At 71.5% G+C, this 24,871-nt stretch carries 18 protein-coding genes and 1 tRNA gene; 6 read left to right on the top strand and 13 right to left on the bottom strand.

The annotated features are described in order from the left end of the window. Window positions 1-32: 32 nt before the first annotated feature. Entirely contained in the window at window positions 33-1,079 is a 1,047-nt protein-coding gene (locus J3486_RS20565) for a site-specific integrase (protein WP_207822234.1), read from the bottom strand. A 165-nt stretch (window positions 1,080-1,244) separates the two neighbouring features. Between J3486_RS20565 and J3486_RS20560 the strand changes: the two genes are divergently transcribed. Next, window positions 1,245-1,535 carry a GntR family transcriptional regulator gene (locus J3486_RS20560; RefSeq protein WP_207822232.1) on the top strand — a complete coding sequence of 97 codons (291 nt, stop codon included), beginning with the start codon at window positions 1,245-1,247 and terminating at the stop codon, window positions 1,533-1,535. A 63-nt stretch (window positions 1,536-1,598) separates the two neighbouring features. Here the strand turns inward: J3486_RS20560 and J3486_RS20555 are convergent, their stop codons facing one another. Continuing rightward, entirely contained in the window at window positions 1,599-2,114 is a 516-nt protein-coding gene (locus J3486_RS20555) for a phosphoribosyltransferase (RefSeq protein WP_207822230.1), read from the bottom strand. 11 nt (window positions 2,115-2,125) lie between these two features. Continuing rightward, window positions 2,126-2,701, bottom strand: a complete 576-nt coding sequence (gene dcd, locus J3486_RS20550; protein WP_207822229.1) for a dCTP deaminase — start codon at window positions 2,699-2,701, stop codon at window positions 2,126-2,128. 548 nt (window positions 2,702-3,249) lie between these two features. On the opposite strand from dcd, the gene J3486_RS20545 reads away from it, so the two are divergent. Together J3486_RS20545 and J3486_RS20540 are read left to right on the top strand one after the other, a co-directional pair. Beyond that, window positions 3,250-3,323 (top strand) — tRNA-Gly (locus tag J3486_RS20545). Window positions 3,324-4,044: 721 nt separating this feature from the next. Next, window positions 4,045-9,132 carry a DUF5979 domain-containing protein gene (locus J3486_RS20540; RefSeq protein WP_207822227.1) on the top strand — a complete coding sequence of 1,696 codons (5,088 nt, stop codon included), beginning with the start codon at window positions 4,045-4,047 and terminating at the stop codon, window positions 9,130-9,132. A 61-nt stretch (window positions 9,133-9,193) separates the two neighbouring features. Here J3486_RS20540 and J3486_RS20535 read toward each other — a convergent pair whose 3' ends face one another. The 4 genes from J3486_RS20535 to J3486_RS20520 form a co-directional block, all read right to left on the bottom strand. Then, on the bottom strand, window positions 9,194-10,909 hold the full coding sequence (locus J3486_RS20535; protein WP_207822225.1) for an aldehyde dehydrogenase family protein: 1,716 nt from the start codon (window positions 10,907-10,909) through the stop codon (window positions 9,194-9,196). A gap of 38 nt (window positions 10,910-10,947) precedes the next feature. Next, window positions 10,948-12,237 carry an MFS transporter gene (locus J3486_RS20530; RefSeq protein WP_307804879.1) on the bottom strand — a complete coding sequence of 430 codons (1,290 nt, stop codon included), beginning with the start codon at window positions 12,235-12,237 and terminating at the stop codon, window positions 10,948-10,950. Next, window positions 12,234-13,169, bottom strand: a complete 936-nt coding sequence (locus J3486_RS20525) for a TauD/TfdA family dioxygenase (protein ID WP_207822224.1) — start codon at window positions 13,167-13,169, stop codon at window positions 12,234-12,236. Before J3486_RS20525 ends, J3486_RS20530 begins: the two co-directional genes overlap by 4 nt. A 143-nt stretch (window positions 13,170-13,312) precedes the next feature. Continuing rightward, window positions 13,313-13,927 (bottom strand): TetR/AcrR family transcriptional regulator, encoded by a 615-nt coding sequence (locus tag J3486_RS20520; RefSeq protein ID WP_207822222.1) that lies wholly within the window; start codon window positions 13,925-13,927, stop codon window positions 13,313-13,315. A 71-nt stretch (window positions 13,928-13,998) separates the two neighbouring features. On the opposite strand from J3486_RS20520, the gene J3486_RS20515 reads away from it, so the two are divergent. Both J3486_RS20515 and J3486_RS20510 read left to right on the top strand, forming a co-directional pair. Next, window positions 13,999-14,643, top strand: a complete 645-nt coding sequence (locus tag J3486_RS20515; protein WP_207822220.1) for a TetR/AcrR family transcriptional regulator — start codon at window positions 13,999-14,001, stop codon at window positions 14,641-14,643. After that, window positions 14,640-16,268 (top strand): acyl-CoA dehydrogenase family protein, encoded by a 1,629-nt coding sequence (locus J3486_RS20510; RefSeq protein WP_207822218.1) that lies wholly within the window; start codon window positions 14,640-14,642, stop codon window positions 16,266-16,268. Before J3486_RS20515 ends, J3486_RS20510 begins: the two co-directional genes overlap by 4 nt. Before the next feature lie 17 nt (window positions 16,269-16,285). On the opposite strand, the gene J3486_RS20505 is transcribed toward J3486_RS20510, so the two are convergent. From J3486_RS20505 to J3486_RS20495, 3 genes are all read right to left on the bottom strand, one after another. Further along, window positions 16,286-17,485, bottom strand: coding sequence for an NAD(P)/FAD-dependent oxidoreductase (locus tag J3486_RS20505; protein WP_207822216.1), 1,200 nt, complete (start codon window positions 17,483-17,485; stop codon window positions 16,286-16,288). Between the two features lie 118 nt (window positions 17,486-17,603). Further along, complete coding sequence (gene sigJ / locus J3486_RS20500) at window positions 17,604-18,551, bottom strand: RNA polymerase sigma factor SigJ (RefSeq protein WP_207822214.1); 948 nt, start codon at window positions 18,549-18,551, stop codon at window positions 17,604-17,606. A gap of 103 nt (window positions 18,552-18,654) precedes the next feature. After that, window positions 18,655-18,987: a hypothetical protein gene (locus tag J3486_RS20495; protein WP_207822212.1), complete on the bottom strand. Its 333-nt coding sequence runs from the start codon at window positions 18,985-18,987 to the stop codon at window positions 18,655-18,657. 291 nt (window positions 18,988-19,278) lie between these two features. Between J3486_RS20495 and J3486_RS20490 the strand changes: the two genes are divergently transcribed. Continuing rightward, complete coding sequence (locus J3486_RS20490; protein ID WP_207822776.1) at window positions 19,279-21,786, top strand: polysaccharide lyase family 8 super-sandwich domain-containing protein; 2,508 nt, start codon at window positions 19,279-19,281, stop codon at window positions 21,784-21,786. Here the strand turns inward: J3486_RS20490 and J3486_RS20485 are convergent. The 3 genes from J3486_RS20485 to J3486_RS20475 are packed head-to-tail and all read right to left on the bottom strand — an operon-like array spanning window position 21,771 to window position 24,802. Further along, complete coding sequence (locus tag J3486_RS20485; protein WP_207822210.1) at window positions 21,771-23,075, bottom strand: MFS transporter; 1,305 nt, start codon at window positions 23,073-23,075, stop codon at window positions 21,771-21,773. The genes J3486_RS20490 and J3486_RS20485 overlap by 16 nt on opposite strands. Window positions 23,076-23,079: 4 nt before the next feature. Then, window positions 23,080-24,150, bottom strand: a complete 1,071-nt coding sequence (locus tag J3486_RS20480; protein ID WP_207822208.1) for a MerR family transcriptional regulator — start codon at window positions 24,148-24,150, stop codon at window positions 23,080-23,082. Window positions 24,151-24,205: 55 nt separating this feature from the next. Further along, the gene (locus J3486_RS20475) at window positions 24,206-24,802 is read right to left on the bottom strand and encodes a Uma2 family endonuclease (protein WP_207822204.1); all 597 of its coding nucleotides are present in this window, start codon (window positions 24,800-24,802) and stop codon (window positions 24,206-24,208) included. Window positions 24,803-24,871 lie beyond the last annotated feature (69 nt).

Here is a 24,871-nt window from a genome sequence, read left to right as displayed (position 1 = left end):
CGGGCCCCGGCACGTGGCGCCCTCGCGCTCTGTCAGGACACAACCCGCAGATACGCCTTGAGAGACCGCACCAGCGCTCCTTCGAAAGCGTCGGTGATCCTGGGCGCCGCCTCTTCGACGAGATGGGCATAGACCTGCTCGGTCACCTTGGTCGACGTATGCCCCAGCCAGCGCGACACTTCGAACAAGGGAACCCCGGCCGCGAGGGCCATGGAGACGAAGTAGTGCCGCAGGCTCTTTGCCGTGTAGCCGCGGTCGGCGAGACCGGCCTTGTCCACCGCCTGCTTCCACCGGTCCGAGTAGTGCGTACGTGACGGGTGCCGCCCCGAGTAGACCGCGGACTCGTAGAACCAGCCCTCCTCTCCCCAGGGCTGCCAGCTCTCACGGTGCAGTTCGAGCACCTCGGTCACGGACGGCGGCACGGGGACCCAGCGTCCGCTCCGGCTCCACTTGGGTTCGTTCTTGATCGCGACACCACGGTTGGCCCCCTCGTTGGCTCCGAACGTGGTCAGCTGGTTCTGGACGAAGTACCAGCCCTCCCGCCGACCGAGGTGCGACTCCGAGAAGGCCAATGCTTCACCGACCCGCAGCCCACAACCCGCCTGGATCCACACGGTCGACTTGTAGTGCGGCCACATCGCTGCGTAGATCGCCATGACTTCCGCTGTGGTCGGCACCTCGGTGGGACGCACCGCGCGGTAGGCCGCCTCCTTCCGGCCGCTCACCTTGATCTCCTTTCCGGGGTACGCGGTGATCGCGCCGGTCTCACAGCAGTACCGGAGGAAGGACTTCAGCACGACCTTCCGGCCGCGTACGCCCATTTCCGCGTATCCCCGCCGCTTCTGGTCGTCCTCCCAGAGCTCGATGTCCTGTGCGGTGATGGCGGAAACGGGCTTCCAGCCGAACCAGCCCGAGAAATGACACCGGTAGATGCTCCGATACTGGCTGACCGATGACACTTCTCTGGTCCCGAACGCCAGCCACTCCTCCCAGCAGTCGGCAAAACTGCGCTCCGACGGTGTCATCCAGCCCTGTTCGACCGCGGGGTTGATCCGGGTCGTGGGGGCGCCTTCCTGCATGCCTGCCGCCTTTCCTGGCGAGCGACACGACGTGCCGCCCTTGCCAACAGTCCGGCGAGGGCGAGCACGGGACGCCGACCTACCCACACGTACCCGCACCTACCCGCGCTTACCCACACGCTAGTAAGGGTGCGCGCGAAATGTGTGCGGATTAGGATTTCCCGAGTGACCTACGACATCGACCGGACCTACTTGGTCTGGCAGCAGGTGGCCGCGGCAGTCGCGCACCAGATCGCCCAAGGCCGTTACACGACCGCCGACCGGCTCCCGTCAGTGGCCGAACTCGCGGCCGAGTTCGGCATCGCGACGTCCACCGCGGACAAGGTCATGGGCCACCTGAAGGACGCACGACTGATCCGGCGCGTCAAAGGGCTCGGTACGTTCCTCGCGGAAGGGGCCGTGCCGCTGGCGAAGCAGCAGCCGTTCGGTCCGCCGCCGCGCCACAGGCGGCGCTGACCAGCCGCGAACAAAAAGGGCTCCGCATGCTGCACGCATGCGGAGCCCCACCAGAAGTACGGATCAGGCGTCCAGCACCTGGCCGTCCCGCTTGACCACCGGCGGCAGCACCGACCAGGGGAAATTGATCCACCGATCGGTCGTCTTCCACACGTACTCGCACTTCACGAGGGACTGCGGCTTCTCGTAGATCACTGCGGAACGGACCTCCGCAGCATGCGCCAGCGCGAAGTCGTGCACGAGCTTGAGGGTCTTCCCCGTGTCGGCGACGTCATCGGCGACGAGGATCTTCTTCGAGCTAAAGTCCACCGCGTTCGGCACGGGCGGCAGCATGACCGGCATGTCCAGCGTCTTGCCGACACCCTCGTAGAACTCGACGTTCACAAGATGGATGTTCTTGCAGTCCAGCGCGTACGCCAGTCCACCCGCGACGAACACCCCGCCTCGCGCAATGCTCAGGATGACGTCGGGCTCATAACCGTCATCGGCAATGGTCTGCGCGAGTTCGCGCACCGCGATCCCGAACGTCTCGTACGTAAGGCTCTCTCGCGCGGAGTCCGTACCGCTGCTGTCACTCATCTCGCTGCTGCTCACACCTGGGTCCGATGGAAGTTGAGGAAGGAACGGGAGGCGGTCGGGCCGCGCTGTCCCTGGTACCGCGAACCGTAGCGCTCGCTGCCGTACGGGAACTCGGCGGGCGACGACAGCCGGAACAGGCACAGCTGCCCGATCTTCATGCCCGGCCAGAGCTTGATGGGGAGCGTCGCGAGGTTCGAGAGTTCGAGCGTCACGTGACCGCTGAAGCCGGGGTCGATGAACCCGGCCGTGGAGTGCGTGACGAGGCCGAGACGGCCCAGCGAGCTCTTGCCCTCCAGGCGCGAGGCGATGTCCTCGGGCAGGGAGATGACCTCGTACGTCGACGCGAGCACGAACTCGCCGGGGTGCAGGATGAAGGGCTCGTCGCCCTCCGGCTCCACGAGCCGCGTCAGGTCGCTCTGCTCGACGCTCGGGTCGATGTGCGGGTACTTGTGGTTCTCGAACACCCGGAAGTAGCGGTCGAGCCGCACATCGATGCTCGACGGCTGAACCATCGATTCGTCGTAGGGATCGATCCGTACCCGTCCGGCGTCGATCTCGGCCCGGATGTCCTTGTCTGAGAGAAGCACACAGCGAGGATACGCAGAGCGCGCGGGCCCGCCACAATCGGCGGCCCCGCGCGCTTTGAGCCGGTCTGTACGACCGGACCTCTCGCTGACCTGTACGGCTACCGCTTACCGGGTCCCACAGGAACGGCATGCCGCAGCCGAGCACAGCGCGGACACCGGATGAGCCGGCTGGGACCGAGTCGGTCCGCCTGCTGCATCGGGAACGAAGCGGTGCTGAACACGTGCCCTTCGGCACAACGGACGACGGTGCGCTCCATCGAGTCCATCAAGTCCCGGAATCCCTTCCCCACGAGCCATTGGGCCGGTTTCCCGGCCGACGACAAGGGGTCACATTACGGGATGAAAGGGACGCCGATCCAGGCGACTCCCCGACCGGGAATCAACCCCGGACAACCCTCTGGCGGTCCCCCCACCGTACGCCCCAACTCCCTTCACCCGCAGTCACATCCGACCCCCACAACGCATCCGGGCCCCGAACGCGAAAGCGCCCGGGGCCCGGCATGAGGTACAGTGTCCGGCAGTACGAGCCGCTCCAACGGCAGTACCACGCGGGTGTAGTTTAATGGTAGAACATAAGCTTCCCAAGCTTAGAGCGCGAGTTCGATTCTCGTCACCCGCTCCATACAGAAGCCCCAGGCCAGCGGCCCGGGGCTTTTTGCTGTGCGCTTCCGCCGTCGTGGCCGGGGCCGGTCGGCTCCACGGACCGCGCGGTATCGTTCCTGCCCTGGTGAGTGGGGGGCAAGTGAGTGATGGCGTACGCCAGTGGCGCAAGCCGCGGTTCTGGTTCGAGCTGATCGTTATCGTTGTCGGGGTCTGGAGAATCGCGAGAGGCGCTCTCGTCGAGGAAAGCCTGCCTGAGCAAATGGTGGGGGGAGCTTTTCTGATCTTCGCGGCGTTTCTCGTCGGGGATGGGGTGAGGACGTGGCGGGCCAAACGTCGCCATGTCGAGGCCGCTCCTGCTCCTGACATCAGTGCCTGACACCATGCCAGATCCGTGCCAGGTCGAGCGGGGAGCCACGGGGAACGGCCGGTATGCCATGAGGGCCGCCGGAGATGGATAAGGCTCTCCGTGACAGGTCAGCGGACCACATGGCCCTGGACCACCCCCGGCTTCCCAAGCCAAGCGCGCGAGTTCGATTCTCGTCACCCGCTCCACGAAGGAGCCCCAGGGCGGATGGCGGCAGCGTGCGGAGCCGGTGCGCCCCCTCGCTGCTCCGTACGGATCAAATGACCTGACGGATAATCAGTTCAACGGCGAGGCTCTTCCCGATGTGATGTGACCCCGCCCTACGGTCGGCCCCGATATCGGTCCAACGACGCCCGGAACCGGCGGTAGGGGTCCCATGCCAGCGAAAGTCCGTTCATTGCGCCGCCTCGCGGTGGGGGTGGTGGCCGCGCTGAGCCTGCTCGTCGGGTCGCACGCGGCCGCGGTGCCCCTCGCACCCGCCGCCGACGATCCGATGAGCTCGGTCGGCATCACCAAGACCAACGACACCGGCGGGCAGCCGCAGCAGCCGGGCGACGAGTTCATCTACACGCTCACCGGGCAGTGCTCGGGGCTGACCGTGGACTGTGTGGAGTTCACCGTCACGGACACGCTGCCGGCGGAGTTCGAGGTGACGAGCCTGCCGCAGAGCACGACGACGCGCGATGTCACGTACGACGAGAGCACCCGACTGCTGACGGTCGTCTACAAGCAGACCCTGCAGAACCCCGCGGGCAAGACCGGGCTGCGGGCCGGGCAGGCCGGTTCCGTCGAGATCGGGATGCGGGTGCCCACCGACACGCAGCTGGAGGACGGGGCGACCGTCACCAACAGCGCCACGGTGGACGCCGAGAACGCCGATCCCAAGGACTCCTCCACCGATGTGAGCGTCACGATCCCGCGCGTGGTCAAGCCGGTGACGACCAAGACGTGGGAGGACGGCTCCGCCATCGCGCTCAGCGGCGAGGAGTCGACGATCACGCTGAACGTGCGCAACAACTCCTCGTCGTCGGCCGAGGTGACCGAGCTGTCGGTGGCGGACACCACCGCGGACACCTTCGAGTACTTCGACTTCGAGTCGGCGACCGTGACGGCGTTCCCCAAGGGCGCCGACCAGGCGCATCTGGTCGTGACCACGGCGGACGGGCAGACACACACCGGGGCGGACATCTCCGCGCCGGGCGAGCTGCCGATGCCGGCCGGGGTCGATCCCGGAGACGTCGTCGGGTTCGAGGTCGTGTTCAGCGACAGCTCCGGGGACGTGCTGCCGTACGACACGACCGGCGGCACCGTCGAGGTGAAGATGAAGCTGCGCGACACCTACCGGTCGAGCGGCGCCACGCTGGAGCCCACCGACAAGGTCACGGTGAACAACTGCGCCGTGCCGTCGGCTCAGGAGAAGACGGACGGTGACGTCGCCGGGGCGCAGGCCTGTGCCCCGTACGACATCCTGCCGGACATCCTGGTGCTCCAGCCGACCAAGCGGTTCTACCCGGACACCAACGGCAACTTCGCCCAGGACAACGGTGAGCACGCGGTGCTCGGTGAGAACTCGCCGGTCAGCACCGAGGTGGACGTGAAGAACGCCTCGCCGTTCCCGGTGAAGTCGATCACCATCACCGAACCGTCGGCCGAAGCGGCGAGCGAGTTCGACAAGATCGACGTGAGCACGGTGCGGCTGCGGTTCCCGGACGGGGCCACGACGGCTCATCTGACCGTCACGTACGCGGACGGCTCCACGTTCGAGGACGACTACACGGCGAACACGACGGTGGACGTCGCCAAGGCGGGCACGACCGTCACCAAGGTCGAGGTCACGTACACGGGCGTGGACGCGGACGGGAACCCGACCATCAAGGAGGGCGCCACCGCGGGGCTCGATCTGCACGGCACGCTGACCGACGACGTCACCGCGGAGGACCTGCCCGGCGGCACCAGTCCGGGCGTCGACAACTGCGCCGGGTACAAGGGCGACGCCGGCCGCACCGACGGCAGCGGCACCGCGTCGGGCAACGCCTGCAAGACGCTGCCGATCGAGGCGCCGAACACCTCGGGCAGCGGCACGAAGGACGCCTCGCAGAACGACATCCCGGCCGACCAGCCGATCACCATGAACCTGAAGGTGACCAACAACGGCAACAAGCCGCTGGTCTCGCCGGTGATCACCGACCCGACGGCGAACGCGGACGGCTCGCCGTCGACGACGAACAACCCGTTCGACGTCGTGCAGATCACCTCGGTGACCGTCTCGCCGTCGAACGCCCCGGTGAAGATCGAGCTGTGGGACCCGACGGCGAACGGCGGCAGCGGCGCCTGGGTCGCCTACGACGCGAACGACGCCGCTCTGCTCGAGCGGGCCACGGGCGTGCGCGGCTCCTACGACGGGGAGATGTCGCCGCAGACCACCTTCACCGTCACGGTCGTCGCCGAGCGCCGCCCCGGCGTCCCCGACGGCACCACGCTGCAGAACTGCTACTCGATCGACGCGGGCGGCGACTACACGCCGGGCGCGCCGGTCTGCGGCCCGTCCATGGACACCGCGCCCGCCTCCGACTCGGCGTCCCTGAACAAGACGATCAGTCCTGGCACCCTGCCGGAGTACGTGCCGGGGCTGCCGCGCCAGCACGCCGACATGTCGCTGACCGTCGCCAACACCGGCAACATGTCCGCGAAGTACCTGCGGATGACGGACAAGGACGACGACTTCTTCGACGCGGTCGACCTGGTCTCCATCAAGTCCAACCAGATGCCGGCCGGTGCCGACCGGGTCCAGATCGACGCCTATGTCGACGGGGCCTGGGTGAACGGGACACCGTCCGCCGGCGCCGCCCTGCCCTCGGGGGTCAGTGCCGGTGACGTCGTCGGGCTGCGCGTCACCTACTCCTCCACCAGCACCGCCAACGACGGGTACGTGATCAAGCCCGAGTGCACGACGTCGAGTTGCTACGGGATCCTGGTCCTGGACGTGAGCCCGCGTCCGGCGCTGCGCAGCAACGGCGAGCCCGTGCCGAGTCATCTGGAGGACACGGTCAGCGGTGAGTTCCTGACCAAGCTGGAGGACCCGGACAAGCCGAAGGCCATCGACCCCGTCGACGCCACCCTGAACCTGGTCAAGGGCGACCCGGTGCTCGATGTCAGCAAGACGCCGAACACCGTGCTCGCGCCGGGCGAGGACGCGCCGTTCTATCTGAAGGTCACCAACACCGGGACCGCGAACGTCCCTGACCTGGTGGTGAAGGACGCGCTGCCGCCGGGCATCGCCTTCGTCGACACCTTCCAGGGCGACGACGGGCTCCCGTACAAGATCACTGACGTGCAGATGCCGGCCGGGACGCCCGCGCTGCCGACCCCCGACTTCAAGCAGCAGAGTTCGGGCGGCCGGATCAGCGGGCTGAGCTGGGACTTCTCGAAGGACGACGACGGGAAGGCGTATGTCTTCCCGCCGGGCGCCACGTTCACCATCGAGATCCATGTGCGCCTTGAGGCCGGCATCAACGCCGGTGACGTCGTCACCAACACGATGGGGGCGACCTCGTCCGACCCCGATCTCGCCTGTGACGGGACGTCGCAGCGGGACGGCGACTTCGGGGACGGGCTGTACTGCGTGGCGAGCGCGACGCTGACCGCCAAGACCGGCGCCGCGTTCCAGGCCCGCAAGTGGGTCTCCGGCAACGACAGCCTCGGCTGGTACAACGTGCTGACCAAGGAGAAGCTGCCCGCCGGGGACGACTCCTGTCTGTCGACGACCGACGCCGACGGGCGCCGTTACACCACGAGCCCCTGCATCGCGCTGGTCAACCCGGGCGACCAGTACCACTACCTGATGCGCATTCAGAACGCGGGCACGGAGTCCGGGACCGCGATGCGCATCGTCGACCGCTTCCCCGTCATGGGCGACAAGGGCGTCATCCTCGACTCGGCGCGCAACACCGCCTGGGACAAGCGGCCCACGCTCGCCTCGCGGCCGCGGCTCGACGGGGCCGCCACCATGACGACGTCGTACGAGACCAGCGAACCGCTGTGCACCGACGACCTGGACATGGGCGGTGCCGGGTCGAGCGACCCGCAGTGCGGCTCGGACGTGTGGGACGACGCGTACGGCCCGCGGGCCGTCGGCGCCCGCTTCGACCTCGCCTTCCCCACCCCGCTGCCGCCCGGCGGCACCGTCTCGATCACGTACGCGATGGACACCCCGCTGGACGTCGCGAAGAACGGCGATCCGACGATCGCCTGGAACTCCTACGCCCACAACGAGACCACCGACCGCGCCGGTTCGCCGCGGGTGCTCCAGCCCAACGAGCCGATCCAGGTCGGGGTGGCCCTCGCGTACGGCGACCTGAAGCTGGTGAAGCGGATCGGCAAGCATCCGGCCGCGCTGGACGGGGCGCTCAAGCGGGTGCCGTTCCCGTTCCACGTCACCTGTGTCATCCACCCGCAGGGCGGCCGGGACCGGACCGTCCTCGACAAGGACTACCGGGTCTCCGAGAACAAGCCCGTCACCGTCGAGGGGCTGCCGGCCGGGGCCGAGTGCTCGGTCTGGGAGACGTCGGCGCGCGGCGGCAGTTCCAGCCACCCCGTCGGCGACCCGGTCGAGGTCACCATCCAGCCCGGTCTCGGCGAGACGACGGTGCAGACGGCCCGGATCGAGAACGACTTCGAGTTCGGGCAGCTGCGACTGGTCAAGGCCGTGGACGGGGACGCCGCGGGGTACGCGGACGGGCGGACGTTCGGCGTCGAGGTCTCCTGCGCGCTGCCGAACGCGTCCGGCGCCGCCAGTGATCTGGTGCTCCACAAGACGTACGAGGTCGGCGCCGACGAGCCGGTGGTCGTCAAGCCGCTTCCGGTGAACACCCGGTGCTGGGCCGAGGAGGTCGACACGGGCGGCGCCGAGAAGGCGGTCGTGGACCACGGCACGGCCGGCGACCCGGCGATCGTCACGGCGGACGGCAGCGGTGACGGCGCCGTCATCACGGTGACCAACACCTTCCCCGCCGCCGAACTCACCGTCACCAAGCACGTGGTGAACGGGGACGCCGGTCCGTACGCCTTCACGCTGGCCTGCACCACCGGCCAGGGTGAGGTTCCGCTGGCCGCGGGCGACCGGGCCTTCGAGCTGTCGGACGGCGAGAGCCGCACGGTCAGCGTGCCCAAGGGCGCGAGCTGCACGGTGACCGAGACGGACGTGCCGAGCGGTGACACGGTCACCTACAGCGCGTCGGACGGTGGCGACGACGGCGAGGTCGTGGTCGACGGGAAGGCGTCGGTCGAGGTGACGAACACCTTCCCGGTGCCGCCGGAGCCGGACCGTCCCGGCCACCACGGTGACAAGGGCCACCTGGCCGACACCGGGACCCGGGACTGGGTGCTCGTCGGTCTGCTGCTGATGGCCCTGGCCCTCGCGGGCGGGTTCACGCTCCGCAGGATGACCCGCGCCGGCCGGCGCTGAGCCGGGCGGAACAGGCCGCGGCCCCGGACGAGTCGGACTCGTCCGGGGCCGCGGGCGTGGGTCAGCCGCGCAGCGCCGACGCGAAGATGCCCGGGAGCCGGGACGCCTTCGGGTCGGCGGTGTAGGCGGTCATACGGCGCATCGTCGTGAGGGCGGTGCGGTTGGTGACGTAGTACGGGGGGCGGGGCGACAGCGAGGGCGCGCCGGTGAACAGGCCGCGCGGCGACGGCGCGAACGGGGCCCGCACCACGGTCTTCTCGATGTCCTCCAGCAGGAACGCGTTGTGCACGAAGCCGATGCCGCTGCCGATGTCCTGGCGGGTGTGGCCGGGGAAGGCGCCCCAGGGGGTGTAGCCGAGCAGGAAGCCGAAGGCGGACCAGAGGTTGACGCCGAGGGTGCCGTAGCGCAGGTCGGCGACGGCCTCGTCGACGGCGGCGCGGTGGGCGCGCTCCGTCTTCGGGTGGACGAGGAGGGTGGCGCCGAGGGTGCCGGGCAGCTTGTCGTTGGCGAAGTCGGTCGCCGCGCGCAGGAAGGCGGGGGCGTCGGCGCCGGGCAGCCGGACGACGCCGAGGGCGCTGGCGAACACCTCGACCTTGAGCATCGGGTCGTCGGGGTCGGTGATGTCGGGGACGAGGACGCGGCAGTCGTCGGCGCCGAGGATCTCCGCGTCGGCGTGCGCCCCGGTGACGGTGGCGCGGCGGTCGGCGGCGCCCGGGTAGTAGTCGGGCCGCGGCGGCAGGGCGCGCAGCACCGTGCGGATCTGGGCGAGGAGCTTCTCGGTGCCGTCCCACTCGCGGGGCACGACGAGGACCTGCGTGGCGATGCAGTTGTGGCCGGAGTTGTTGAGCTTGCTGGTGACGATGTGCTCGGCCTGGAAGCGGAAGTCGGCGTCGCTCCACGGGCCCGGCGTCACGATGCACGGGCTGACGCCGCCCAGTTCGCTGGTGAACGGCTTGGTGTTCACCGGGGTGTCGGCGCGGCGGCGCTCCTCGGCCTGCTCGTCCGTGCCCCACACGATGGCGTCGTGGGTGCGGTCGGAGCCGGTGACGTGGATGGTGTCGATGTCCTCGTGGGTGGTGAGGTACGCGCCCTCGGCGCCGCCGCCGTCGACGAACCGCACCCAGCCCGCCTCGATGAACTCGGTGAACACCTTCTCGAAGTGCGGCCGGAGATAGGCGTTGACCGGGTTCATCTTGGCGAGGACGACCTGGCCCTCCGCGTACAGCTTGTGGACGATGTCGAGCGGGGTGATCGCGGCGACGTTGCCCGCGCCGAGGACGAGGGCGACGGCGCTCTCGCCGGGCCGGCCCCGGTACTCGCCCGCGGCGCGGGCGAGTACCTGCTCGCGGGTGGTGCCGGGCAGCGTCCACACCTCGGCCTTGAAGCCGTTGAGCAGCAGCCGGTCGGCGGTGACGGCCGGGAAGACGTCGACGACGGTGCGGCCCTCGTGGCTGCGGACCGCCTTGGCGTCGACCGGCGGCTGTCCGGCGGCGAGGCGGCGCAGCACGTGGAGGTAGGCGCCGATCGTCTGGGCCAGCGCGTAGGGCGCGGTGATCCAGTCCTCGGCGGCCCAGCCGGAGTCCGGCGCGTAGCCCTTGGCGCGGGCGGCGTCGGCGACGGTCGCGGCGGCGCCGTCGGCTATCCGGGGCAGCATCCGTTCCAGGAGGGCGATCCGCTCGGGCAGCGCCGTCGCGGTCCACGACGCGGCGTGCTCCTTGAGCTCGCGGGCCGCGGTGTCGAGCGGGGTGGTGTCGAGTGCGGGTGGGGCAGCGCTCACGGAACAACTCCTGGGTCGGGTAGGGGGCTTGGACGTTACTACGGAGTAGGGGTCAGCAGCAGGGCCCGGTCCCGCTCGGGATCGATCAGCGTGAACGCGGCGACGGCGCCGGCCGCGACGAGCGCGCCGGACAGCAGTACCGCGTGCTGGTAGCCGGCCGTCCCCTGGGCGTCGACCAGGGCGCCGACGACCGCGGGTGCGAGCAGCCCGGCGACGGTGACGACGGCGTTCATCAGGCCGAGGGCGCCGCCGCCGCGGCCGGGCGGGGCGATCTCGGCGACGGTGGTCGCGGCCAGGGTCGCGTAGGAGCCGCTGAGGCCGAGGCCGAGCGAGATGAGCACGGTCTGGGCGACGGTGTTCCCGGCCAGTGGTACGGCGAGGCAGCACAGGGCGCCCGCGGTGAGCGTCCAGGCGCCGACCCGGCCGCGGGCCACCTTGCTGCCGGCGCCGCGCCGCGTCAGCCGCCCGGTGAGCCAGACCTGCCCGAACAGGACGACGGCGCCGACCGCCCACGGCGCGACGACGACCGTCCCGGCCGCGCTCGCCGAGTAGCCGAGGGCGTGCCGCAGGTACGACGACATCCAGACCAGCATCAGGGCCACGGTCCAGTAGCTGGTGAAGTAGGCGATCGTGGTGCCGATCCAGGTGCGGCTGGCGAAGATCCGGCGGTACGGGACCTGCGGCGCCGCCGCCCCGGTCCGCGCGGCCGGGCGCACCCGCGGGCTGTCCGCGCCGAACACCGCCCAGACCAGGGCCCAGACGCACCCGATCACGGCGAGCACCCACAGGGCGGTGCGCCAGCCGTGGTGCTGGATGACCCAGGACAGGGTCGGCGAGGAGACGATCACGCCGAGGGTGATGCCGACGGTGATCAGGGCGCCGGGCAGGTTGCGCCGGTCGTCGGGGAACCAGGACAGGGTGGCCTGCTGGGCGACGGGGAAGGCGGGCCCTTCGGCCGCCCCCAGGAAGACCCGGGAGCCGACGAGCACGGCGAGGCCGCCGCCGATCGCCGCCGGGACCTGCGCCACGGACCACAGCACGGCCATGCCGAGCAGCAGCAGCCGGGGCGAGACGCGGTCGGCGGCCAGGCCCACGACGATCGCGGCGACGGAGAACAGCAGGAAGAACGCGCTGTTGGCCAGCCCAAACTGAGTGGCACTCAGATGCAGATCGGCCCGGATCTCGTCGGCGGCGAGGCCGAGGACGGACTTGTCCGCGAAGTTGACCATCATGAAGACCACGAGGAGCGCGGTCACCGTCCACGCGCGGCGGCTCCCGCGCGTGACCGTGTCGACTGCCGCGCCGGGCGCGGCGGATGCGGTGGTCACGACAGCGGTACCCCGGCGATGGCGATGCGCTCCATCACCCGGCGCTGCGGGAAGTAGTCGTTGACCGCGTAGTGCTGGACGGCGATGTTGTCCCAGATCGCGATCGAGTCGGGCTCCCAGTGGAAGCGGATCTGGAACTCGGGGATGCGCGCCTGGAGGACGAGGATGTCGAGGAGTTCGCGGTTCTCCTCGGCGGACAGGCCCTTGATGTGGCTGGTGAACGGCTCGTTCACGTAGAGCGTCCGGCGGCCGCTGCGCGGGTGGCGGACGACGACGGGGTGCTCGACCCGCGGCCAGCTCGCGCGGAAGGCGGCCTTCTGCTCGTCGTTCATGAGCGCGCCCCAGCTCATCTCCCAGTCGTGGACGGCGACGAGGTCCTCGATGCGCTCCTTGAGGTCGTCGGGGAGGTTGTCGTACGCGGCGCCCATGTCGGCCCACATGGTGTCGCCGCCCGCCGCGGGCACCTCGACGGCGCGCAGCACGGCGCCGAGCGAGGGGTTCGCCATGAACGAGTGGTCGCTGTGCCAGATGTTCTTGTTGCCGGCCGCCTTGGCGTCCTTGGCGAGCCGGGAGATGCCGACGGTGTCGGTCCTGCCGAAGAACGGGTTGGGCTCCGGCGGGCCCCACAGGCCCGAAAGGGCCATGTGGTGCTCGGAGTTGAAGCCCGTCTGACCGCGGAAGAAGATCACCTTCCACTCCAGGAGCGCCTGGCGCAGCTCCTCGGCGAGCTCGTCCGTGATCGGCCGCGTGAGGTCGACCCCGCCGAGGACGGCACCGAAGTGCGGGGTGAGCGGGCTGACCTCGACGAGCCGGTAATCGGTCTGCTCGGCGCCGGGGGCGAGCCGCTCCAGGGTGCGGCGGCCGTAGTGCATCAGCGGCTTGTCGAGGACCGGCTTGGGGTCGGCGACGGGGTTCGAAGCGATGTCGTGCATGGGCGGTGCTCCCCACAGCGAGACGAGTGACGCTATTACGTAACCGGCAGTATCGATATTGGGATGCGGCGGGGCAAGGGCTGGGAGGGGATTGATTTCAGGAGGGCGGCCCGGCCGGGACGAGCACGCGAAGGCCCCGGGGGCTACACCCCGACGGCGCGCCCGATCAGCTCGGCCACCGACGCCACCAGCTGCTCGTCCGGCATCCGCTGCTCGGCGACCATGCGGAACACCATCGACGAGGCGACCAGCGTCGTGGCGGCGGACAGGTCCACGTCCGGGCGCACGTCACCGCGCGCGATGCCGCGCTCCAGGACGTGCCGGGTCTCGCTCATCACCCGCGCCGTGTACGCGTGGAACGCCTCACGGACCGCGCCCTCCTCGGCCGAGGCGCCGATCACGCCGGCGAGGAGGCGGTCGATGCCGGGCTGCCGGTAGGCGTTCATGCGCGTGGTGAGCACCGCGCGCAGCTCGGCGCGGAAGTCACCCATGTCGGGCACGGTCAGCGGGCCGATCCGGGACTCGGCGGCGGCGATGACGAGGTCCTGCTTGGTGGGCCAGCGCCGGTACATGGCGGGCTTGCTCACCCCGGCGCGGGCCGCGACGGCGTCCATGGTCAGCGCGCCCATGCCGCGCTCCGCGACGAGCTCCACCACGGCGTCGAGGACGGCCCGGGTGACGTGCTCCTGGCGCGGCCGTCCGGGCCCGCGCCTGACCGGCCCGCGCCGCGCCTGCTCCCCCGACTGATCGTCCGCCATGCCGCGACCCTACGCGGACGGGCCGCGGGCAGACCATGGCGTCAAGCTCTGAATGGTGGTTCACTGCTTGCATGGCCTACCGCAAGACCCCCGCCGAACTGCGCCGTCTCGAAGCCGCACGGGAGCACCTGATCGCCTGTGCCACCGCCGTCGTGGCCGAAGTGGGCTGGGCGCAGGCGTCCGTGACGGCGGTCGCCGATTCGGCCGGGATCGCGGCGGGCTCCGTCTACCAGCACTTCCCGTCCAAGGCCGCGCTCGCCGTGGAGGTCTTCCGGCGGGCCGCGGGCCACGAGGTGGCGGTGCTCGACGAGGTGCTGCACGGCCCCGGCGACCCCGTCGAGCGGCTGGCGCACGGCGTCGAGGTGTTCGCGCGCCGCGCCCTGGAGAACCGCGGTCTGGCCTACGCGCTGCTCGCGGCCCCCGCCGAGCCGGCGGTCGGCGCCGAGCGGCTCGACTTCCGGCGCCGATATCGCGCGCTCTTCGCCGACGTGGTGCGCGAGGGCATCACGGCGGGTCGACTGCCGCCGCAGAAGAGCGAGATCACCGCCGCCGCGCTCACCGGCGCGGTCGGCGAGGTGCTCGCGTACCCGCTGGGCACCCCCGACGGCACCGCGCCCGACGACCTGATCACCGACCTCACCGCGACCGTGCTGCGCTGCGCGGGCGCCGCCCCCGCCACCGGCAACCCACGCGCACCCGAAGGAGCCCCCGCATGACCGTGACCAGTCGTCCCACCGCCGTGACGCACGACGTCACCAACCAGGCCCCGCCGCTGACCGGCCACGACGCCGCCGACGACGCGGTGCTCCTGGAGGGCGTACGCCGTGAGGGCGCGGCCTGGCACCTCGACGACCTGCACGCCTTCGGCAAGGTCGTGGGCAGCGCGGAGGCACGGGAGTGGGCCGACCAGGCCAACCGCTTCGAGCCCGAACTGCGCACCCACGACCGGTACGGGAACCGGATCGACGAGGTGGACTTCCACCCGGCGTACCACTCCCTGATGACCGCCACCGTCGGTGCGGGCGCGGCCGGCTCGGCGTGGGCGGACGAGCGGCCGGGCGCCCATGTCGCGCGGGCCGCGACGTTCATGGTGGCGACGATGATGGAGCAGGGCCACATGTGCCCGGTCTCGATGACGTACGCCGTGATCCCCGCGCTGCGCCGCTCCCCCGAACTCGCCAAGGTCTACGAGCCGTTGCTCACGTCGACGGTCTACGACCCGGGCCTGCGCACCCCCACCACCAAGCGCGGGCTGCTCGCCGGGATGGGCATGACGGAGAAGCAGGGCGGCACCGACGTACGGGCGAACACGACGACCGCCGCCGAGCAGCCGGACGGCAGCTGGCGGCTGCGCGGCCACAAGTGGTTCACCAGCGCCCCGATGAACGACCTCTTCCTGGTCCTGGCGCAGGCGCCCGGCGGGCTCTCCTGTTTCCTGGTGCCCCGTGTCCTGCCCGACGGCAGCCGCAACACCTTCCGCATCCAGCGCCTGAAGGACAAGCTCGGCAACCGCTCGAACGCCTCCAGCGAGCCCGAGTTCGACGACACCGTGGCCTGGCTCGTCGGCGACGAGGGCAAGGGCGTGCGCACCATCATCGACATGGTGACGATGACCCGGCTCGACTGCGTCCTCGGCTCGGCCGGCCACATCCGGGAGGCGCTCGCGCAGGCCGCCCACCACACCCGCCACCGCTCGGTCTTCGGGGCGAAGCTGATCGACCAGCCGCTGATGCGCAACGTGCTCGCCGATCTGAGCCTGGAGTCCGAGGCCGCGACCACCCTCGGGCTGCGGCTCGCGGGCGCCGCCGACCGGGGCGAGCGGGAGTTCCTGCGGCTGGCCACCGCCGTCTCCAAGTACTGGGTGTGCAAACGGCAGCCCGCGATCGTGGCCGAGGCCCTGGAATGCCTCGGCGGCAACGGTTATGACGAGGCGTCAGGGATGCCGCGGCTGTACCGGGAGGCGCCGCTCAACGGCATCTGGGAGGGGTCGGGAAACGTCAACGCCCTCGACATGCTGCGCGCCCTGGCCCGCGAGCCGCAGTCCCTGGAGGCGTTCCGTACGGAGATCGAGGCGGCGTCCGGCGCGGACCGCCGGCTCGACGCCGCCTGGCGGGAGCTGAAGGAGCAGCTGGTCCTCACCGAGGACGCCCCGCTGCGCGCCCGCCGCGTCATCGAGCGGGCGGCCCTCGTCCTCCAGGGCTCTCTCCTCGTCCGCCACGCGCCCGCCGCGGTCGCGGACGCGTTCTGCGCCTCCCGGCTGGCCGGCGACCAGGGCCTCGCCTTCGGCACCCTGCCGCCGGACACCGACTTCGCGGCGCTCCTGGAGCGGCTGCCGGCCTGAGGGCCGTGCGGCGCAGGTCACGCGGCCGGCTCGGACACCGGCCGCGCGGCGGCGGCCCGCACCCGGCGGCGCCGGGCCACCGTGCCGACCGTCGGGTGGGCGACGCCCCAGGCCGCGCCCTTGCAGATGATCTCCTTGTAGAGAGCGGCGGTGCGGCCGGTCAGGACCGCGGCCTTGGCGCGGTCGTCCGCGGTCACGTACTGGATGAGGCCCTCCTTGCGGCCGAGCGAGACGCACTGGTTGAAGTAGCGGATCGGCACGGTCGGGACCTTCGTGCCCGTCAGGCGGGCCGCGAGGGCGTCGGCGGCCTGCCAGGCGGTGGGAACGCCCGAGGCGCAGGACATCCGCAGCGGCTGGCCGCCGGGGCCCTCCACCAGGGCCGCGTCTCCGATGGCGTAGACCTCGGGGTGCGAGACGGAGCGCATGGTGCGGTCGACGACGATCTGCCCGGTGTCCGAGACCTCCAGGGTGGTGGCCTTCGCGATCGGGTGGACGGCGAAGCCGGTGGTCCACACGGTGGCCGCGGAGGGGATGGACTCCCGGCCGTCCAGGGACACCCGCGTCTGCCCGACCTCCGTCACCGCCGCGTTCTCGTGGACCGTGATGCCGAGCCGGTCGACGACCTTGCGCAGGTGGGCGCGGCCCTTGTCGGAGAGCCAGTCGCCGAGGCCGCCGCGGGCGACGAGCGCGACGTCGAGGTCCGGGCGGGCCTCGGCGATCTCGGTCGCGGCCTCCAGACCGGTCAGGCCCCCGCCGACCACGACCACCGGCTGCCCGGCACCCAGCGCGGCCAGCCGCTCGCGCAGCCGCAGCGCGCCCGGGCGGCTCGCGATCTGGTGGGCGTACCGGTCGGCCCCGGGGACACCGTGGTCGTCCCAGGCGCTGCCGAGGGCGTAGACGAGCGTGTCGTACGCGAGCTCGGCCTCGGCGCCGTCCCGGTCGGTGACCGCGACCGTGCGGCGCTCGGCGTCGACGGCCGTGACGTGCCCGAGCCGCAGCTCGACGCCCGTGCCCCGGAACATCTCGGCGAAGGGGCGGGCCTTCAGCTCCTGGCCCGCCGCGAGCTGGTGCATGCGGACCCGCTCGACGAAGTCCGGCTCCGCGTTGACGAGGGTGATGCGGACGTCGTCCCCGTGCAGCCGCTTGGCCAGCCGGCCGGCGGCGGTGGCTCCGGTGTAGCCGGCGCCGAGGACGACGATGCGGTGCTGCTGGTGCATGGCGGGCTCCTGTGGCTCGTGCCGCCCCGTTCCGGGCGGGTTCGACACCTGAACCGGACAGCCCGCCGATTCCTGACACCGGCCCGGTGTGACGCCCGTCACCCCACGCCCGGCGGGCTCAGAAGGCGCTGCGCAGCACCGGCTCCCCGTGATCCGTGGCCGCCCACCGGCGCGTCAGACGCTCCAGCTTGTCCGGGTTGACCTGGCTGCGGAACGCGGCGATGGCACCGTCCGCGCCGAACTCCGGACACATCACGCCGATGACCCGGCCGTCCAGGACCGCGACGATCGCCGCCGAGCCGTTGGCCGCCGACACGTACACCTCGGGCGAGCCGCCGACCAGGTTCCGCTTGGCCTTGCCCGGCTTGAACAGGCCCCGCATGAACGTGGCGACCGCCTTCGCGCCCTCGAAGGCGGTCGCCCGCGCCGGCACCTTCCCGCCGCCGTCGCCGATCGCGATGGCGTCCTGGGTGAGCAGGGCGACCAGCGGCTCGGTCCGCCCGCTGGTGGCGGCCGAGAGGAACTCCTCGACGATCCGCCGGGCCGCCGCCCCGTCGATCTCGGTGCGGGCCCTGCCGTCCGCGACATGCTTCTTGGCGCGGTGGAAGATCTGCGCGCTGGCGGCCTCGCTGATGTCGAGGATCTCGGCGATCTCCCGGTGGGAGTACGTGAACGCCTCGCGCAGCACGTACACCGCCCGCTCGTTGGGGGTCAGCCGCTCCAGGACGACCATGACCGCGTACGAGACGGAGTCGCGCTGCTCGACGGTGTCGGCGGGGCCGAGCATCGGGTCACCGGCGAGCAGCGGCTCCGGCAGCCACGCGCCCACATAGGTCTCGCGGCGGACGCGGGCCGACGTGAGCTGGGTGAGGCAGAGATTGGTCAGCACCTTGGTGAGCCACGCCTCGGGCACCTCGATGCGCGCGACGTCGGCGGCCTGCCAGCGCAGGAAGGTCTCCTGCACGGCGTCCTCGGCCTCGGCCGACGAGCCGAGCATGCGGTAGGCGATGGCTTCCAGGCGGCGCCGGGACGCCTCGAACCGCTCGATGTCGTCCGCCGTCAGCATCGCAGGCACCGTCCTCCGTCGCGAGAGTTCCCGCAGATCGTAAGCGACACCGGCCGGCCGCGGGCCGAACCTCCCTTCTCCCGGCGTCCGTTGGGGCAGCGGGTCACACGAGGGTGAGGCGCAGTGTCTCCACGCCGTCCCAGCCGTGCCCGGTCAGCCGCTCGCCGAGGCCGAGCCGTGCGGGGGCCCGCACATCGAGACACCGGGGCGGGCCGAGGGTGCGGGCGACCGCGACCAGGGTCTCCAGGGCGCTGTTGGCGAGGTAGTCGACCCCGGTGAGGTCGACGACGACCTCCCGGCAGCCGCGGCTCTGTTCCTGAACCGCCTGGGTCAGCGGAACCTTGTGCGCCCCGATGAGCCGGCCGATCAGGCGGACACCTGCGGGGTGCTGGACGGGGGTGATGAGAACGAGGTCATCGACGTAATAGCCATGCATGGCGGATCCAGGGCGTGATGCACCGGTGCGGAGCGGCAGGGCCGGGCACAACGGCACGAAGTCGCGGGCGCAGGGACCCGCCGGGAAAGCCGCTGGCGCTGGGGGCTCCTTGCCCCGGAAGATCGCCGGAAGAGTGTCGCCGCGCTGACGGCGACACCTGTTCCACGGACCGCCTCCAGCGTACGCTCCCGCGGCCCCCGTGGCCGCTTCACGGAGGTAGCACAACTGACCGTGCACCAAGGGGTGTTGTGCAGGTTGTCGGCGTGGCTGGAGGGCCTCATGCTGACGGGCATGGACATCACCCGCAGACGTCTGCTGAGCGTGCTGGCCGCGAGCGGAGTACTGGCCGCCGTCCCCGTGGGACCGGCGGGCGCCGCGGAGACGGCCGAGGGGGTGCGGCGGCTGCTCGCGAACACGATCGCCGTCTTCGCGGGCACCGAAGCCGCCAACTCCCGCCCGGAGACCGCCGCCAAGGTCGCGGCCGCCGAGAGGACGGCCCGCACGAACCTGGCCGCCCTCGACGCGGCGTCCGGTGAAGGCACCGAACTCTTCGCCGGCGTTCCCCTCGGCACCAGCGACCCGAATCTGACCACCACCTACCAGCGCCTGTACGAGATCGCGCTGGCGACCGTCACCCCCGGCGTCTCCCCTGATCTGTACGGGAGTTCAGCGGTAAGGGGCCGGGTCGTCGACGGCCTGCAATGGCTCCACACCCACTACTACGGCGACCAGTCCCAGGGCTACTACGGCAACTGGTTCTCCTGGGAGATAGGCATCCCCCAGCACATCAGCCGCACGCTGGTGCTGCTCGGCGACCAGGTCCCCGCCCCCCTCGTGTCCGCGTACGTGGCGTCGATGGACGCGTATCTGCGCAACGGCAAGGACGGCGACGTCGACCTCGACTCCCGCTTCCACACCGGCGCCAACCTCGCCGACATCACCACGAACCGCATCCTCCAGGGCGCCGTCACCGGCGGTGCGCCGGGCGAGGCCCGCATCCGCAAGGCGCTGACCGACCAGCTCACGGTCTTCGCGACGGTCGACCCGTACGCCCTCCGGCACGGGGTGACGGACGGCTACTACGCGGACGGGTCGTTCATCCAGCACGCGTCGGTCGCGTACACGGGCGCGTACGGGAAGGGCCTGCTGACCCGGGTCGTGCAGACGCTGAAGATCCTCGACGGCACCGGTTTCGTGGCCGCCGACGCGCTGCTCCCCACGATCCACGGCTGGGTGCGCGACGGTTTCGCGCCGCTCATCTTCGAGGGCTGGATGATGGAGGCGGTCAAGGGCCGCTCGGTCTCCCGCACCGGCACCGGCTACGCCGACGTCGCCACCGTCGTGGAGGCCGTCGTCGACCTGGCCTCCCTCTCCTCCGGCGCCGAGGCCACCGCCCTCGCCTCGTACGTGAAGCACCTGCGCGCCTCGTCCCGCGCGGCCCTCGACCCGACGACGTTCGTCTCCCCGCTGAGCATCGTCCGCTACACCGCCGTCCTCGCCGACGCCTCGGTGCCGGCCGCCGACCTCAACGCCCCGGCCCGCTCGGTCGCGTTCAACGCCATGGACCGCACGGTGCACCGCCGCCCCGGCTACGCGTTCACGCTCTCCCGCAGCTCGCGCAGGATCAGCAAGTACGAGTACATGAGCGGCGAGAACCTGATGCCGTGGTTCCAGGGCGACGGCGCCCACCACCTCTACCTGTCGGGCCAGGACCAGACGCAGGCGTTCGGCATCGACTACTTCACGACCGTGTCGCCGTACGGCCTGGCGGGGGTGACGGCGCCGGTCGAACACCGCGGCACGGTCCCGGAGCTGTACGACGGCAAGCTCTTCTACGACAACCCGTCGCACCCGCTGAACTTCACGGCGTCCTCCGAGTCCCAGAACCGTTACGTCTACTTCCCGACGGCCACCCAGGCGTACTCGGGCGGGGCGGTCCTCGACGGTGTGTACGGCGCGGCGGGCTGGGTGCAGTCGGACGACGTGCCCTGGCGCGACCGGCAGGCGGGCATCCTGCCGGACGACTTCATCGCGTACCGCAACGCGCGCGCCACGAAGTCCTGGTTCCTCCTCGACGACGAGGTGGTGATCCTGTCGGCCGGCGTCGGGGACGCGCCGGGCGCGGGCCGTGCGGTGACGACGACGGTCGACGCGCGGATCGCGGCCGCCGGTGACGCGGTGTCGGTGACCGAGGGCGACGGCTGGACCCACTGGGCGAACACCACACAGCACGTCTCCGTCGGCTACGTCCGGCTCGCGGGCCCCGCCCCCAAGGTCCGCCTCGACACGGTGACCCGCAGCCGCCGCGTCGTGCGCACCTCGAACCCGGACACGGCGGTCACCAAGCAGGTCTTCTCGGTGACGGTCGAACAGGAGGCGGGGTCCCGGCCGGCCGCCTTCGCCTACGTGCTGCTCCCGCACGCCACCCCGGACGCGGTCCGGGCCGCACCCCGCGTGCAGCTCCTCGCCAACACCCCGCGCCTGCAGGCCGTACGCCACACGTCCCTCGGCCTGACGGCCGCCAACACCTTCACCTCCGGCACGCACCACACGGCGGGTCTCGCCGTCGAGGGACCGGCGTCGGTCCTGGTGCGACGGGAGGGGAAGAAGGTGACGGTGGCCGTCAGCGACCCGACGACGGAACGCGACACGGTCTCGGTCACGCTGCACGGACGGGCGCTGCGCAGGACGGACGGGGACGACGCCGTCCACGTGCGGCCGGTACCGGGCGGCACCCGCCTGGACGTGACCACGCGCCACGCCTACGGGCGCAGCTTCAGCTGTCAGCTGGCCGAGTAGCGCTGCTTGCGCAGTCCCGTGCGGTCGGTGCGCAGTGGTCGCGAGCTCAGGGCCGCGAGGCCGATGGCGGCGAGGACGGCGGCGCAGAGCGTGAGCGCCGCCGTGGGGCCTGCGGTGCCGGCGAAGGAGCCGAGTGCGCCGTTCATGCACAGCAGCGCCACGCTCTGCACGAGCACGAGCACCGCCTGGACGCGCGAGAGATGGCTCTCCGGTGCCGCGGCCAGGATCAGGGGGGCGATGTGCGAGGAGAAGGTTCCGTTGCCGACTCCGATGAGCAGGCCCGCGGCCACCGCGACCGGGGCGCCGGGTGCGAGGGCCAGGGCCAGTACCCCCGTCCCGGCGAGGACCAGGGCGGCGGCCGACAGCAGTCCCGGGCGGCCGAGCGGGCCGCGCCGCACGACCAGCAGGGTGACGGCCACCATGCCCGCTCCCTGCGCGCCGATCACCAGCCCCGCGGTGCCCGCGTCCCAGCCGTGGGCGCGCGCGGACAGCGGGATCAGCAGTGCAGGCACGGGCAGCAGGAAGCCCGCCGCGCAGCCCGTGAGGCAGAGCGCCGGGCGGAGCACCGGATGGGAGAAGGCGACCCGTACGCCGTCGGCGGCGTCCCTGAACAGACGGGCCCGGCGCGGGGGCGGTGGCGGCCCGCTGCCTTCGCGCGGGCGGACGAGGGCCAGGACGATCAGCGTCACGGCGAAGGTGCCTGCGTTGGCCAGGGCCGCTCCGACGAGTCCGGCGAGCCCGGCCAGGACGCCGCCCAGGGGCCCGGCGCCCATCCCGGTCAGCTGGCCGCCGGCCTGCCGCAGCGACAGCGCCCTCGGCAGCTGCCGCGCGTCGACGAGGCGGCGCGGCATGGTGCCCGACGCCGGAAGGTAGAAGGCGTCGACGACACCGACGGCGACGCCCGTCGCGATGAGCAGCCAGGGCGGCGTGCCCAGGCGGTGGGCGACGGCGGCGAGCACGAGCGAGAAGGCGAGCATCGCCGCGTCACCCGTGATCAGCACCCGGCGCGCACCGGCCCGGTCGCTCACCGCGCCGCCGACGAGGAGCAGCAGCACGCGCGGCAGCGTGACCGCGCTCAGGACGAGGCCCGCGACGCCCCCGCCGTACGCGCTCGCCGACCAGCCGAGCGCGAAGGAGAAGACGGCGTTGCCGGCGAGGGAGACCAGGATGGCGGCGAGCCACCACAGATAGGGGCCCGGCAGCCGCTCCCGGTCCTCCCGGGCGGGCGCCGGGCCCGCTGTTCTGTGCGGCCCGACGGTGTCGTCGGCGGTTTCTTCGGGGGCGGTCATCCCGCTACGCCTCAAGACGCACCGGCATCAGCAGCGAGAAGGTGTCCCCGTCGTCGGGGCGGCGGACAGCGACCGGGGTCGTGGGGGCGTCGAGTTCCAGGACGAGTTCGGCGCGGGCGCCCGCGGTCAGGGCCTCCAGGAGGTAGCCGCGGTTCACGGCGACGCGGTCCGGGTCGCCGTCGGGGTCCTGGGCGAGGGTCACGGTGCCGTCGGCGGCGAGGCCGAGGACGCTGAGCACGGCCCCGGTGTCGTCGGTGCGGACGGGCCCGGTCTCCAGGGAGCGGCGGAAGGCGGCCGTGTCGACCGTGGCGCGGCGGGCCCCGGCCGGCGGGAGGAGCCTGCGGTAGTCGGGGAAGTCGTGGTCGAGGTGCGGGCCCGAGGTCTGGCCGGTGCCGGTGTCGAGGCTGACGCGGCCGCCGTCGACGGTGAGCGTCACCCGCTCCTCGGCGTCCAGCAGCGGCCGCATCGCGTCGGCGAGCGCGCTCGGCACGACGACCTGGACGCGCTCGCCGTCGTACCCGTCGACGGCGGCCCGGGCGACGGCCATCCGGTAGCGGTCGGTGGCCACGAGGCGCAGCGTCCCGTCCTCGACGTCGAAGAGGACCCCGGCCAGCATCGGCAGGCCCGGGTCGGTGCTCGCGGCGAAGCGGACGGCGTCCAGGGCCGCGGACAGGTCGCCCGCGGTGACGGTCAGCCGGACGGTCGTCGCGGGCGCGGCGGGGGCGGTCATGGTGTTCTCCCTCTCGTCGAGTGCTGCTCGGAGTGCGGAGAACGCGGTGCGGGCGTCGAAGAGCCCCTGTTCGAGCCGGTCGAGGTGGGCGTCGAGCAGGTTCCGTACGAGGACGGTGTCCTTGCCGGACCAGCTCGCCAGGACCAGCCGGATGTCGGCCAGCGGCATCCCGGCCCGGCGCAGGCGGGCCAGCAGGCGGGCCTCGTCGAGCTGCTCGGGCGCGTACCAGCGGTAGCCGGTCAGCGGATCGACCCGGTCGGGGACCAGCACACCGGCCCGGTCGTAGAACCGCAGGGCACTCACGCCCAGGCCACTGTCCCGGGCCAGCTCGCCGATGCTGCGCATGTCGTTCTCCACACCCGGGACTCTGGGCCCTGCACCAGGTCGAGGGTCAAGCGGCTCAGAACTCGGCGGTGTCCAGGTCGAAGCCGAGGGGGTCGGGGAGGGGGACGGCGAGGCCGAGTTTGTAGGAGGTCTTCTTCGCGTAGTCGTCGCCCTCGGGCACGGAACCGAGGGTGACCCGCTTGGCCTCGCGGTCAATGAGGAGATACAGCGGCACTGCCGCGCGGGCGTACCCACGGATCTTCTTGAAGCGGTCGTTCCCAGCGGTCGAGTCGGAGGTGACCTCGACGACCATGAGAACGGCCGAAGGCTCGTGCCACTCCAGGTCGTTGTCGAAGGATCCCTTCGGGGCGACGACGATATCGGGGACGACGTGGCCGGTCGCGGAGGCTCCGGGTACGTTCAGCCCGATTCCGGTGTAGCTGCGCAGTGTGCGGTCCAGCCTCCGGAGCGTGATCTGGTCCGATGCCTCGGTCACGAATTCCTCGTGCTCACCGTTGGCTGGAGGTGTCACGTGGATCTCCCCTTCGATCAACTCCACGCGCCACCCCTCGGGGGCGGCCGCGCTGACCCGAGTGAAGGCCTCCTCGACGTCCGGGACACCAACATGCCCCGGCCCCACGGGATGGTGCTCCGGGACCGGCAGAGCTGCCATGACGGACCTCCTCCTTCGCTCAGCGCGACACTCCCAGGGTAGGTGGGGGCAGGCCCGGGGATCCTCAGA

The organism is Streptomyces sp. VRA16 Mangrove soil (assembly GCF_017377775.1).
In the GTDB taxonomy this organism is placed as follows: domain Bacteria; phylum Actinomycetota; class Actinomycetes; order Streptomycetales; family Streptomycetaceae; genus Streptomyces.
This window is presented reverse-complemented; position numbering and strand designations above follow the sequence as displayed.